Below are 13,292 nucleotides of genomic sequence, written 5' to 3'. Positions count from 1 at the left end.
TCTGCTTTCAACAGGTTAATTTCGGCCTCTAACCTTGCATATTTTTCTTCGATGGAAAGCTCTCTTTCCCTGGATCTGCCTGAGTTTCCTGGTCTTGTGTCACGGAGTCCCATCACTCCATTCATACGGTAGGCTTCTCGCCATCTTTTACTTGCTGAATCAATACGCCTTTTACCAACGATTTCTGGGTCGAACCCACAGTCTCTAAATATTTCACTTGGAAACTTTCCCTTTTCGTTTTGAGCTATAAAGAGCTCCTTAAACTCATCAGTATAGGTAATCCCTTTTGGGCTAACTGATTTTACATAGGGATTTTTAGATAATATCTCGATCTCTTTTTTTGTAAATATCTTTTTACTCATATACTCTTCTCCCGTACCATTTGTAATCTATTGTACCTAAAAAAATCCTGTGCAGTAGACGCTTTTTTTTAAGTGTCTACTACACAGGATACAGTTTAGATAAGGGAACCTGCTTTTATTCATGTTCTCGCGTTTATTTACAGGGCTTTTTCAGAAGCATCGCGACTTTTTGGAGTCCATTTTTCATAATTTTTACCATTAAATACAGAGAATAAAATTACATTTTACTTCATCATAAAATATGGTGTCAACAATAAATTTGCAATATTTTTATAAAAATGTTACAATAATCTTACAATTGTTTTTTTCTTGTTCTAATCCCGCTGTATTTTTTGCAGGTAGAATATTGAGGCTTTATTGCTATCCTTTTTCAACCGAAGAAAAATTCAAACAGTTGTGCAAGTGAATAAAATGATCAATTTACTATCTGGTAGTAACGGAGTTTTTATTCTGCAAGGAGGGCTAGAATAATGAATCTAATCAATAAGAAAGTTACACACAAGCGTTATGGCATGGGGAATATAGTAAATCATAATGATTCCCGTATTGAAATAAATTTCGCCTCTGAAAATAAACAATTTATTTTCCCCGATGTATTTGAAAAGCACCTGACACTACACGATAAAAGTGTTGCCAATTCCCTTGAAGAAATGCTGCAAAAAAAGGCAATGAAACGAAAAGAGCAAGAGTGGAAGAAGGAACAGGAAAGAGAGCTGCAACGAAAAAAACAGGAACTTCGCTTGGAATATGAAAAGCTTATGAAAAATCATAAACTTCATCCCGAATCACAAATGGTTTTTTGGTGTGACACTGAAGAGCTTGGTAGTTCTTTTTCAGAGTGGAAGGTTTTTTCAGGCTTGATAAAAAGCGGCAATAACAAGGGGAAGCCAAACAAACCGAGCCGCCTGCACCAAAATAGTGCGGTCCTGTTAACTGAAATAGATTCCAGCAGGCCTGAACAAGACAGACGTATCCTGGGTGTCTATATGGTGAATGAAAACTTTATCGGTAAGCTTTGTGAAGATGGGTACATACCTGCCCATTCAAAATACAGACTCCAACTTACAGAAGAGGAATCTGATCAGATGCTTTTCTGGAAATACTACGTAAATGAAAAATTCCCGAACAAAATGACATGGAATACAGGTAAATACCGTTATTTTGAAAATTCGTGGATGGCTCAAATTCTGCAGGATATCGTTTCGTTGAAAAGTGATCCAAAGGAAAGAGAACTGGCACAAGAATTTTTTGAGCATTTTTGTAAAATGAATCAGCTAACAGAGGAAGAGTTGCCAAAGGCTAATGGCGCATTAATGCGTATTTAGACTTTAGCCCAAAGAAAACGTGTAACCCACCTAAATTAACATTTGACATCGTGGTCCTGATATCGCAAAAGATCCTTTTGCGAATTTGGGGCCTTTTCCTATTGTACAGTTAAAATATACCTTTCCGATCAGTTTGATAAAAGGTGCTTAGGCATGGTATAAGTAAAAAAGCAGCAGAGACTTTCTGCTTTTTAAATATGGCTAAGTGATTGCCCTGGTATTCGATAGAGAGAGGATTTGAATGTTATGACAGATAACTTTTGGCGTGATTTACCACGACCTTTTTTTATACTGGCACCGATGGAAGAAGTGACGGATGTTGTTTTCCGCCATGTGGTTAGTGAGGCAGCCAGACCTGATGTGTTTTTTACAGAGTTCACAAATTCGGAGAGTTATTGTCACCCGGATGGGATCAAGAGTGTGCGCGGCCGTTTGACTTTCACGGAGGATGAACAGCCGATGGTAGCCCATATATGGGGGGACAAGCCTGAGAACTTTCGGCAAATGAGTATGGGGATGGCGGAAATGGGCTTTAAGGGTTTGGATATCAATATGGGCTGCCCTGTCCCTAATGTGACGCAGCACGGGAAGGGAAGCGGCCTGATCCGCCGTCCGGAAGTTGCAGCGGAATTAATACAGGCGGCAAAGGCAGGCGGGTTGCCTGTAAGCGTCAAGACAAGGCTTGGTTTTACGGATTTGGATGAATGGAGACCTTGGCTGACACACATATTGAACCAGAATATTGCTAACCTTTCCATTCATCTGCGTACAAGGGATGAAATGAGCAAAGTACCTGCTCATTGGGAGCTGATCCCGGAGATTAAAAAACTTCGTGATGAAGTGGCACCAGATACCCTCTTGACGATCAATGGGGATATACCTGACCGTCAAACCGGCTTGAAGCTTGCCCAACAATATGGTGTTGATGGGGTAATGATTGGGCGCGGCATTTTCCATAATCCATTCGCCTTTGAAAAGGAACCAAAAGAACATAGCAGTGAGGAATTGCTTGATCTTTTGCGATTGCATATGGATCTTCATGATAAATATTCGCATTTAGAGCTGCGACCGTTCACGGCTCTTCATCGCTTCTTTAAGATTTATGTCAAAGGATTCCACGGGGCTGGTGAATTGAGAAATCAATTAATGAGCACAAAGACAACAGATGGAGTCCGCGCATTGCTTAATCGTTTTGAGGCAAAGAATTCCGAGAGAATGGGGGAACAGTAGAAGCGTTCCCATTCAAGGAAAAAGCGTGAAAAAAGGCAACGAACCCATTATTAGGGACGTTGCCTTTTTACTAGGGAGTCAGTTCGGCCCTTCTTAATTTTTGTTAGGTTCTATTTTAACGCTAAAAAAATCGGGTATAAACGTTAAAGAAGGGAGCGAGAATTCATGTCAGAAAACAATTTAACTGTCACTTTCTACTTTGACGGTGGGGACACTGCACAATTTGAGGTAACAGATAAAACAGAAGATCAGATTTTCAAACAAACCGTCCACTCTGGTGAGGAATGGGTTAAGTTTGAAAACACCTTTATCCAACTAAGCAGGGTAAATTATGTGAGTGTAAACGAATCACTTGACTCTAAATCTCAAGATTTATGATTTTAAAGCATCCTATCAAGGGTGCTTTTTTAACAATATTACGTAAATCTTTCTCTGGATAGCTGAAAAAACGAACTAAAAAGGATTGTTTTTTCCTTTTATTCGTTTTTTTGTCAAAAAAGCTTTTAATTTTTAGTGATTTACTATATAATCACTTTCATAACCGAACAAATTAATAATGTTACTTGTATAATGGTGGGGATATGGCCCACAAGTATCTACCAAGTTGCCGTAAATGACTTGACTACAAGTGATCTCCTTAGCAGGGGAAATGGGCATTTTTATTTGCTGTTTTCCACTGCTTTCAAACTGACTTTTAATGGGAGTCGAATGTTACGGGAATCACTTATTGTCAAATGTGATCTCATAACATTCGGCTTTTTGTGTTTCAAGGGGATATTTCATACAGGCTGGAGGAGGTACCGGAATGAAAGAATTAGAACGCGCAATTGAAGAGAGAGGATCGGTATTAGCGGATGGTGTCTTAAAAGTTGACCAATTTTTAAATCACCAAATTGATACCAGCTTAATGATAAATATCGGGAAAGAATTTGTTAAAAGATTTCAGGATTGTAAAATTACCAGGGTTTTAACGATTGAATCCTCAGGGATTGCCCCAAGTTTTATGGCAGCGAATGAATTGGACGTTCCACTTGTGTTCGCCAGGAAGAAACAATCGCTGACGATGACGGATGATGTTTATACAAGCAGTGTGTATTCCTTTACAAAGCAAGAAACGAACAAAATCACAGTATCCAAAAACTTTATTTCACCCGGCGATCATGTGTTAATCATTGATGACTTCCTGGCTACTGGCCATGCAGCAATCGGTTTGACAGAGATTGTGAAACAAGCAGGCGCAACAGTTGCAGGAGTAGGGATTGTGATTGAAAAGTCCTTCCAGGGCGGACGGGAAAAACTTGAAGAAAAAGGATTTAGAGTGGAGTCTCTGGCTCGTATTCAATCGTTAAAGAATTCAAAAGTGACGTTTTTAGAAGAAACTTTAATTTAACTGCAGAGGAGAATGCGCAAATGAATAAAGTGGTTAACTACCCTTGGTATAAAAAGGAAGATACAGATGCTTTCTTTTCTCTATTTCAAAACAACCTGGCCAATTTTGTTATTATCGTGGCGACCATGCTTGGGATGGGATTTCCAGCGAGCATCGTCTTTGGAAAAGTAATTCCTGGTACCGCTGTAGCCGTCATGGTTGGGAATTTATATTATGCCTTTATGGCAAACCGACTCGCGAAAAAAGAAGGCAGAACTGATGTCACGGCACTTTCCTATGGAATCAGTACGCCCGTCATGTTTGTCTTTTTGTTCGGCGTTCTTGCGCCGGCCTATGCATTGACAAATGATTATGAGCTTGCATGGAAAGTTGCTGTCGCTGCTGCATTTTTAAGTGGTCTAATTGAAGCGGCCGTAAGTGTGACAGGCAACTGGGTACGCAATCGGATTCCCCGGGCTGCCATGCTGGGGGCTCTGGCAGGGGTAGCACTTACGTTCATTGCTGGCGAGATGTTGTTCAACACTTTTTCAATCCCTGTTGTCGGTCTTGTAACATTGATTATTATTCTTGTTGGGGTTGTAGGGAAGATGGCGATGCCTTTTAATATTCCTACCTCGTTATTTGCCATTATAATTGGTACGGTCTTGACTTTCACATTAGGCTATCAATCTACAGATAAGATTTCCGAAGGACTCGCCCATGTTGGGTTTTATCCAATCCTTCCAAGTTTCGCTGCTTTTGAGGGAATGAGCTTGTTATTCACAGCATTAGTCGGTTTGCTGGCCGTTATTTTACCAATCACGATTTACAATGCAATTGAAACGATGAACAACGTGGATGCCATGGCTGCCGCCGGAGATTCCTATGATGTCCGGGAGTGTCAGGCTGTAGATGGAGTTGGCACCATGCTGGGAGCGATATTCGGCGGACTGTTTCCTACCACCGTTTATACGGCCACAGTTGGTTCAAAAGCAATGAATGCCGGCCGTGGTTATAGCATTCTAAATGCCATTGTGTTTGGAATTGCCGCCATGACAGGTGTCATTGCTGCCCTGTCAGCTCTTATACCGATTGCTGCTGTTGCACCAATACTCGTATTTGCTGGAGTTTCAATGGTAGCAACAGCTTTCAAATCGAATGAACCAAAATATTTCATTGCTGTCGTGATTGCGATCCTTCCTTATTTTGCAAACTATATCATGACACGTTTTAATTCGGCAGCTGGCGAGACTGTTGCCAATATCTCTGCCGGAATCGTTCCGCTCGGACAAGGAGCGATGTTTACGGGAATTATTTTAGGTGCCGTTACGGTGTTTATCATTGATCGTCAATTTGCTAAGGCAAGTATTTTCTCCTTAATTGGTGCTGCCCTTTCCTTCGCCGGATTTATGCACGCACCCAAATTGGCATTCAATGCGGCTCCACAGTTTTCAATGGCTTATTTGCTGGTAACAGTATTCCTCGTCTATTGTGCTTATCAGCATGCGAATAGTACAGCGAGAGAAGTAGAGCATAAATCCATTAAGCAAAGCATCGCTTCTTAAGTTAGAGTAAAAAAGGCTGTCCAAGGGGATTCCGCTCCCCGGACAGCCTTTTATTTTTTTGTTCAGCCAAATGAATGACCGGCGACTAGTTTCCAGTCTTCTAAAAATAACGGCCAGAGGTTGGGACGGCGTCTTACGGCAAGAGGATGGTAGGCAACGACTGTCTGGTAGCCGCGGACATCATGAATTTTTCCTCTTAAAGATTTAACATCGAATTCGGGCTCCTGAAAGAAAGATTGAACGGCGATATTGCCAAGACAGACGATTAACTGAGGCTGCCTTGTCTGCAACTGTTCCTTAAGGTGATTCATGCAGATTTGTCTCGTTTGCTCTTTATCATATGCCCGCACTGGCCTTCTTTTTAAAATGTAGGTTACGTATAGGTCCTCAGTTTTTATTCCAGCCTCGCAGGCGGCCTGCTGCAGGGTTTGCCTTGTCCCGCAGACAAAGGGCCGGTTTTCCCGGTCCTCACGGGCGCCGGGATTGTCCAGGAGAACGATAATGGGGGCCTCCGGATTTCCCTCACCCCATACCATTCTGGAGCCATGACTATCAAGGCCGCATTCATTGCAATCTTTCAAATGCCCAGGTGTTGGTTCTTCCGGCCATAATGAAGCGCAAAAAGACATGTTTGTCCTCCTCTTTTCCATTGATAATTTTATCATGGTTATAATTACGCGGAATTATATCACGCTGACCAGTTAAAAGATTTCCGGGCTGGCAGATTTTTCGTTAAGATAGATGGGGAACATAAAAGGTAAAAGATTACGCTGCAGGAGGCTTATTTAGTTGGAAAATAACGATATACTGATCAGATTAAGATACGCACTGGATATAAAAGATACAGATATGGCCGAAATCTTCAGGCTTGGCGGCATTGAGATGACAAAAGCGGATGTTCAGCAGGCGCTGATAAAATCGACCGGAGAGGACGATGACGAGCAGTTAAAGGTTAATAACAGGATGATTGAGTCCTTTTTAAATGGCTTCATTGTCTTCAAAAGGGGAAAGCAGGAGCTTAAGCCAGGGCAGCCGGACAGCTTGGCACTAACCGGTGAACATGTGAACAATCTGCTGCTGAAGAAGGTGAAAATCGCGCTCCAGTTAACAAGCGAGGATATCATTGAGATTTTGGACTCAGCGGGAGTAAAAGTGACAAAGGGCGAATTGAGTGCGCTCTTAAGAAAAGAAGGACATAAGAACTACAAAGAATGCGGAGACCGGTACGCCCGAAATTTCCTGAAGGGGCTGGCGATTCGGTATAGGGGATAAGGTCAAAACCTGAAATTAGCATGCTTGGGGGAAAAAGGTAACTGACAGGGTCTCTTAGTGCCCGAAATACAAGGGGAGTCGAAAAAAGGTAATTGACAGGGGCCCTCAGTGCCTGAAATTTAAGGGGTTGGCGAAAATAGGTAACTGACAGGGGCCCTCAGTGCCCGAAATTTAAGGGGTTGGCGAAAATAGGTAACTGACAGGTTCCTCAGTGCCCGAAATTTAAGGGGAAGCCGGAAAAGAGGCACTGACAGGTTCCCTCAGTGCCCAAAATACAAGGGGGAGTCGAAAAAAGGTAACTGACAGGCTCTCTCAGTACCCGGAATTCAAGGGGGAGCCGAAAAAGAGGCACTGACAGGCTCCCTCAGTGCCCAAAATACAAGGGGGAGTCGAAAAAAGGTAACTGACAGGCTCTCTCAGTGCCCGAAATACAAGGGGAGTCGAAAAAAGGTAACTGACAGGCTCTCTCAGTACCCGGAATTCAAGGGGGAGCCGAAAAAGAGGCACTGACAGGCTCTCTCAGTGCCCGAAATATAAGGGAACGCCGAAAAAAAGGCACTGACGGCTTCTCTCAGTGCCCAAAATATAAGGGAACGCCGAAAAAAGGTAACTGACAGGTACCCTCAGTGCCCGAAATTCAAAGGATCCCCAAAAAAGGTACTGACGGCCTCCACCTAAGTCAGCAAATACAAATAATCCCCCTTATTCATAATAAGACCAACGGTGACCTCCGGCAGCTGTAAAGTTTTCCTGCAAAATTGCCCTTATTCGCTTTTTGGTCACCATTTTGCACCATTCATAAATGACATTTGTTGTGACTTTTTCATTTGGAAAAAGAAGCTTATATTCCTCTATGCTGCGAATGACAGCCGAAACGACAGGCTCGAGGGTTTCGCAGTCTTTGCACACACAGTTTTTCCCTTTGACATGAAATTCAAATGACTGGCATTTAGAGCAGGTAAGCCCTTTTCTAAGCTTGCCATACTCATAGAAAGGAAGTTGGCGGTAGGGGGAGTCTGTTATATGAAGTGACACCAATTTATCCGCCAGCTGCTTATGTTTGGAACTTAGCTTGGAAGGGGTGGAATCCAGCTTCTGTAAAAACCGGTTCACTTGTGTTGGGAAAATAAAAGGCTTGTTGAGAGGAGCTTGGTATAAGGTGAATTGGGGATTGTTAAAAACGACATAAGATTCAAGAGCGAAATGATAGCCAAGCTTGTTTAGCAATTGGCGCAGCAGGGAATTGCTCCTTTTTAGCTGAAGCAGAGGGTCTAATACCTCAATTCTTGGCTTTTTATATAATTTATCTGTTTCGTAGACATAATCTCCTTCATGATATTTCACATCGCAAGCATAAATCGTTCCCTGTAGAATGATCAATGTATCAATTTGAAACAAAGTTCCACCCACTTGTAGCAGCAGATCATTCAGGTTATAGCATTCGCAGGAAAGCTTCTCGGTTAAGGAGTCAAACAACACCTCCCCCTCATAGCCCTTTGCCAGGTTCAAAAAATGCTGCTTGTCCTTTTCGGTTAAAGTCATCCGGTTGTTTAAATGTCGAAGAATACGGATCTCATCCGATTCCTTACGGGATTTACAAAGCATGGCCCACTTCCTTTCTATTGTTATCTATAACTATTTTATAAAATACTACAGTACCTTCCGCCGAAAATTTTTAATAATTTGTTACATTTAGAAAAGGGGCAAGCCACCTTGCCCTAAGTATTAACCACAATCCCGCCATTTAAGTGCAAAATTTGCCCTGTCATATAAGAGGAGTCGGATGAGGCCAAAAATACATAGGCCGGTCCAAACTCTGCCGGCTGGCCGGCACGTTTCATTGAAGTTGTGCTGCCCCATTGGGCTACCTGGTCAGCGGGGAAGGAGGACGGAATGAGAGGTGTCCAAACCTTTCCAGGAGATACTCCGTTTACCCTGATCCCTTTGTTTGCCAAGGACTTGGCCAATGACCTGGTAAAGGATACAATTGCTCCTTTTGTTGCCGAGTAGTCGATAAGCTGGGGGTTCCCTTCATAGGCGGAAACGGATGTGGTGTTAATGATGCTTGAATTCTCTTTCATGTGGACCAGGGCAGCCTTTGTTAAATAAAACATGCCGAAAACATTGACCTGGAAGGTTCGGACCATCTGCTCCGGGGAGATGGATTGTATTCCGTTTTGGACATACTGCACCGCTGCATTGTTGACCAGGACGCTGATTTTTCCAAATGTCTTCAGCGTCTGATCCACTATGTCTTTACAGAATGACTCATTTGCAATATCACCGGAAAGGGCCAGGCACCGGCTTCCGGCAGCTTCTACCAGCTTAACCGTCTTGTCCGCATCCTCTGTCTCGTTGTAATAAGCGATGACAATGTCCGCTCCCTCCTTGGCAAAGGCCAATGCAACCGCACGCCCAATACCGCTGTCCCCGCCTGTAATAATCGCGACCTGTCCCTTAAGCTTGCCGCTGCCTTTGTAATTCTCATTATCGTAAATTGGCTGGGGATCCATTAAGAATTCCATCCCTGGATGCTGGTCTTGATGCTGGGGAGGAAAAAGATTTGCTGGCTTCTGACTGCCTGAGTTGCCCATGATAAAACCTCCAATATTTTTTGTTTTCAATCATCATAGAATTCCCGGAGAATGGATTATTATTGCAGGAATAATCGACAGAAAATCCCATATAGCCATTGTGGTGGGGTATAGTAAAGAAACGTAAGCGGAAACTAAATAGGATGCCTTGCATAGTGACAATTAAAAAAATTAAAGTGAAACGATGGAAAAGACGGAGGGGATTTCATGACAAACAATAATCAAACAGGCTGGAATTTTGATAACAGCTATGCCCGCTTACCGGAAGCTTTTTTCTCTAGTCTCAGCCTTAACCCTGTAGGCTCGCCCGAAACTGTTATTCTAAATCAATCTTTAGCAGAGGACTTAGGGTTAAACATAGCTGAACTGCAAAGTGAACAAAGCACAGCTGTATTTGCGGGTAACTCAGTTCCCGAAGGAGCGTTTCCGCTTGCTCAGGCCTATGCCGGACACCAATTCGGTCATTTTACCATGCTGGGCGACGGCCGGGCGCTGCTGATCGGCGAGCAGATTACCCCTGAAGGCGAGAGGGTTGATATCCAGCTTAAAGGGTCTGGAAGGACTCCTTATTCCCGCGGCGGTGACGGCCGGGCAGCACTGGGGCCGATGCTGCGCGAATACATTATCAGTGAAGCCATGCATGCCCTCGGGATTCCTACTACTCGCAGCCTGGCAGTGGTTGCCACTGGTGAGCCCATCAGGCGTGAAACGATACTGCCTGGTGCGATTCTGACCCGTGTGGCTGCAAGCCATTTGCGTGTCGGGACGTTTCAATACGGTGCAGGGAAGGGCGACATCGAGGATTTACGAGCTTTGGCGGATTATGCCATTCAGCGTCATTACCCACATATAGTAGGTGATGATAATCGATATCTTTCCCTGCTGAACGAAGTCATCAAGGTTCAGGCTGCCCTGATTGCCAAATGGCAGCTGGTTGGCTTCATTCATGGCGTGATGAATACCGACAATATGACGGTAAGCGGTGAAACAATCGACTACGGCCCTTGCGCTTTTATGAACGAGTATGACCCGGAAACAGTGTTCAGTTCCATTGATACCCAGGGGCGCTATGCCTATGGCAACCAGCCTGGGATCGGCGGCTGGAATCTTGCGCGGTTTGCCGAATCCCTCTTGCCGCTTCTGGATGAGAACCAGGATAAGGCTGTTGAGCTGGCGCAGGAAGCAATTACAAAATATCCCGAGCTTTTCAAGGAGAATTGGCTGTCGGGAATGAGGGCAAAGCTGGGAATATTCAATAAGGAGGAGCAGGATGAGGCTTTATTTGAAGAGCTTCTCGGCATGATGCAAAAGCATCAGGCAGACTTTACGAATACATTCCGGGCATTAACCATGGATAAGCAGGAAGAAGCGATATTTAAAAGCGAGGAATACAAACAGTGGCATAAAAAGTGGCAGGAGCGGCTGGACAGGCAGGAAGATTCAAAAGAGTCTTCCCAGGAGCTGATGCACACCAGCAACCCTGCGGTTATTCCCCGGAACCATCGAGTGGAAGAGGCGCTGGAAGCGGCGGTGAATGAAGGGGATTACAGCGTGATGGAACGGCTGCTTGACGTTCTTTCGGATCCTTATGCACATTCTGGGGATAAGGAAGAATACTGTAAGCTGCCTGCGCCATCAAGCCTGCCTTACCGGACCTATTGCGGTACATGAAGATCTTATAAAGGGTTTAAAAATTAATCAGGGTTTAGCCAAAAAGCCCATTTTACCCCGTACAAGGTGAAGGAACCTGGGGCCATGCATATGATGATGTAAGCCTATTGAAAAGGAGTGCTTGCAACAATGTATCCTGTTTATGGCCCCTTATTTTCCGCATATAGTCCATATGGATATGATGACAATAACCAATTTTACGATGAGAGGATATTTGGACCGCCAGGAGGGCCAATGGCACCTCCGTCGGGACCGCCTCCCTTTGCGCCTCCTGGCCAAGGCCCGGGAGCGGGGCCGCCAACAACTCCGCCACCGGCATTTGTACCCGCCCAAACACAGCAGGCAGGAGCTTTTGCGGTAGATCCTGGTGCGATTAGACGCTGTTTATACAGATTTACGTATGTATGGCTGACGAACCGGCAGCAATTCTGGTTCTATCCCACCTATATAGGGAGAAGGTCCATATCTGGGTACCGCTGGAATGGGTTCAGGTGGGTATTTTATGGAACCGATTTGCGAAGGATCCTATCCTTTCAATGTGTGTAGCAACAAACTAAAATAGAAAAGCCCTCATTTCGAGGGCTTACTTTATTTTGGGAATGTCCTGCCCTACATATTTTCCATAAGCCGCTTCGCAATCCTTGCATAATCATCCGCGTCAATACCAGGGGCAAACTGCTCGGGAAGGTCTTCCAGATTCGGGATTGGTGCGCCTTTTGGCATTCCTTCTTTTACAATGAGCTGACTGCCGGATTCAGGGTTGGTTCCTTTCCAGATTTGCTTGATGCCCTGGTAATCTCCAACGTCATTCCAGGTATATAAGATGTTTCCAATTCCCTGTTCTTCAAACTTTCGCGCATGGTCGAACCTGGTATTCGATAAATCGGGAATCGGGACCATTTTCTTTACGTCTACACCAGTGGCAATCTCCAAGGCCTTTGCATAGGCCAGTACGTGAGTTCCGCCGCGCACTAATAGATATCCGATCATTTCACGCGCCGTTTCGTGCTCGGTCATCTCGTACACCCTCATTTTGTGGGTACGTGCGCCAACCTCGAGGAAGAAGTTGTGAAGCAAATCGAGAACCAGGTTGCCGCTGCTGAAAACATTGTCGCCCGTCCAGGCACGGCCCATCGAGTCCCCAGCCAAAGCGGTTTGGGCCGTGGCAATGAAGTGGTAGGTGTTCCGTGCATCCTTTCCTTCGCGCAGCGGGGTGACATCCGGGTTCCCAGTATAAATGGTATTGCCTCTTGATAAAAGATTGATCGTATTGGCCACAAGTTCGACGTGGCCGAACTCCTCGGCCGTAATGCTGGCCACCAGGTCATAAAAGGGCTTCAGTTTATCCTTTCGCCTGAAATTGAATGACTGGTACATATAATTATTAAGGGTGGACATTTCCCCGAATTTGCCGCCCAAAAGTTCCTGTACGGCCGCGGCCGCATTCGGGTCGCCATGTTCCGGAATCGGGAGGTCGATGGCCAGCACATTTTCACGTTTAATCATAGCTCCGCCTCCTTATCCTCTTGGAATAACCCAAACAATCTGCTGAGTGCGAATATAAAAAGGAGAACCTCCCGACTCCACCACAATATGGTCAGGCATGACGGAATTAAGCCTGCCGGTAACAGTACCCTTCGTTGTTTGGACTGCCACCATGGAACCTGTGACACCTTGCAAGGCCTGATACACGTACGAATCAATGTGACTGACAAAAGAAAGTGATTGCTGATTCATATTTTCCCGCTCCTTTTCTAGAACTTACACTTTCAACTATATGAAGCCTGAAGGGCGGATATACAAAGAAAAGCTGGCTTGCATTGGAGGGAGTTCCTTTAGCTTCGTCCCGTGATAGAATTATTTACTGCTATATATTAAGATAGCAGTACTGGTATTGGTCCAAT

Annotated in this window: 14 protein-coding genes and 1 riboswitch; of the genes, 8 read left to right on the top strand and 6 right to left on the bottom strand. The window is 44.5% G+C overall.

Going from position 1 to position 13,292, the window contains the following annotated elements:
• Positions 1-362, bottom strand: a 362-nt coding sequence (locus WQ57_RS19940; protein ID WP_046525525.1) for an IS3 family transposase, incomplete at its 3' end; no start/stop codon positions are given.
• 470 nt (positions 363-832) lie between these two features.
• Here WQ57_RS19940 and WQ57_RS19935 point away from each other — a divergent pair.
• From WQ57_RS19935 to WQ57_RS19915, 5 genes are all read left to right on the top strand, one after another.
• Positions 833-1,687 (top strand): malate synthase, encoded by an 855-nt coding sequence (locus WQ57_RS19935; RefSeq protein ID WP_046525524.1) that lies wholly within the window; start codon positions 833-835, stop codon positions 1,685-1,687.
• A gap of 246 nt (positions 1,688-1,933) precedes the next feature.
• Positions 1,934-2,917, top strand: a complete 984-nt coding sequence (locus WQ57_RS19930; RefSeq protein WP_046525523.1) for a tRNA dihydrouridine synthase — start codon at positions 1,934-1,936, stop codon at positions 2,915-2,917.
• 165 nt (positions 2,918-3,082) lie between these two features.
• Positions 3,083-3,295 carry a hypothetical protein gene (locus tag WQ57_RS19925; protein WP_046525522.1) on the top strand — a complete coding sequence of 71 codons (213 nt, stop codon included), beginning with the start codon at positions 3,083-3,085 and terminating at the stop codon, positions 3,293-3,295.
• Positions 3,296-3,460: 165 nt separating this feature from the next.
• A riboswitch (purine riboswitch) is annotated at positions 3,461-3,562 on the top strand.
• A gap of 160 nt (positions 3,563-3,722) precedes the next feature.
• Positions 3,723-4,307 carry a xanthine phosphoribosyltransferase gene (locus WQ57_RS19920; protein ID WP_046525521.1) on the top strand — a complete coding sequence of 195 codons (585 nt, stop codon included), beginning with the start codon at positions 3,723-3,725 and terminating at the stop codon, positions 4,305-4,307.
• 20 nt (positions 4,308-4,327) lie between these two features.
• Positions 4,328-5,851, top strand: a complete 1,524-nt coding sequence (locus WQ57_RS19915) for a SulP family inorganic anion transporter (RefSeq protein WP_046525520.1) — start codon at positions 4,328-4,330, stop codon at positions 5,849-5,851.
• A gap of 62 nt (positions 5,852-5,913) precedes the next feature.
• On the opposite strand, the gene WQ57_RS19910 is transcribed toward WQ57_RS19915, so the two are convergent.
• Positions 5,914-6,480 (bottom strand): uracil-DNA glycosylase, encoded by a 567-nt coding sequence (locus WQ57_RS19910; protein WP_156183187.1) that lies wholly within the window; start codon positions 6,478-6,480, stop codon positions 5,914-5,916.
• 220 nt (positions 6,481-6,700) lie between these two features.
• Between WQ57_RS19910 and WQ57_RS19905 the strand changes: the two genes are divergently transcribed.
• Positions 6,701-7,123, top strand: a complete 423-nt coding sequence (locus WQ57_RS19905; RefSeq protein ID WP_420912407.1) for a YehS family protein — start codon at positions 6,701-6,703, stop codon at positions 7,121-7,123.
• A 702-nt stretch (positions 7,124-7,825) separates the two neighbouring features.
• On the opposite strand, the gene WQ57_RS19900 is transcribed toward WQ57_RS19905, so the two are convergent.
• Together WQ57_RS19900 and WQ57_RS19895 are read right to left on the bottom strand one after the other, a co-directional pair.
• Entirely contained in the window at positions 7,826-8,728 is a 903-nt protein-coding gene (locus WQ57_RS19900) for a nuclease-related domain-containing protein (RefSeq protein ID WP_046525517.1), read from the bottom strand.
• A gap of 113 nt (positions 8,729-8,841) precedes the next feature.
• On the bottom strand, positions 8,842-9,717 hold the full coding sequence (locus WQ57_RS19895) for an SDR family oxidoreductase (protein ID WP_046525516.1): 876 nt from the start codon (positions 9,715-9,717) through the stop codon (positions 8,842-8,844).
• Between the two features lie 207 nt (positions 9,718-9,924).
• Between WQ57_RS19895 and WQ57_RS19890 the strand changes: the two genes are divergently transcribed.
• Both WQ57_RS19890 and WQ57_RS26905 read left to right on the top strand, forming a co-directional pair.
• Entirely contained in the window at positions 9,925-11,388 is a 1,464-nt protein-coding gene (locus WQ57_RS19890) for a protein adenylyltransferase SelO (protein WP_046525515.1), read from the top strand.
• A 234-nt stretch (positions 11,389-11,622) separates the two neighbouring features.
• Entirely contained in the window at positions 11,623-11,934 is a 312-nt protein-coding gene (locus tag WQ57_RS26905; RefSeq protein WP_420912406.1) for a transporter, read from the top strand.
• 63 nt (positions 11,935-11,997) lie between these two features.
• Here the strand turns inward: WQ57_RS26905 and WQ57_RS19880 are convergent, their stop codons facing one another.
• Together WQ57_RS19880 and WQ57_RS19875 are read right to left on the bottom strand one after the other, a co-directional pair.
• A complete protein-coding gene (locus WQ57_RS19880) occupies positions 11,998-12,894 on the bottom strand; it encodes a manganese catalase family protein (RefSeq protein ID WP_046525513.1) in 897 nt (298 codons plus the stop codon).
• 12 nt (positions 12,895-12,906) lie between these two features.
• A complete protein-coding gene (locus WQ57_RS19875) occupies positions 12,907-13,125 on the bottom strand; it encodes a YuzF family protein (protein ID WP_046525512.1) in 219 nt (72 codons plus the stop codon).
• Positions 13,126-13,292: the final 167 nt, after the last annotated feature.

The organism is Mesobacillus campisalis (genome assembly GCF_000986785.1).
GTDB lineage: Bacteria > Bacillota > Bacilli > Bacillales > Cytobacillaceae > Mesobacillus_B > Mesobacillus_B campisalis.
Note: the sequence above shows the minus strand (reverse complement) of the source record. Positions and strands in the feature narration are given on the sequence as shown.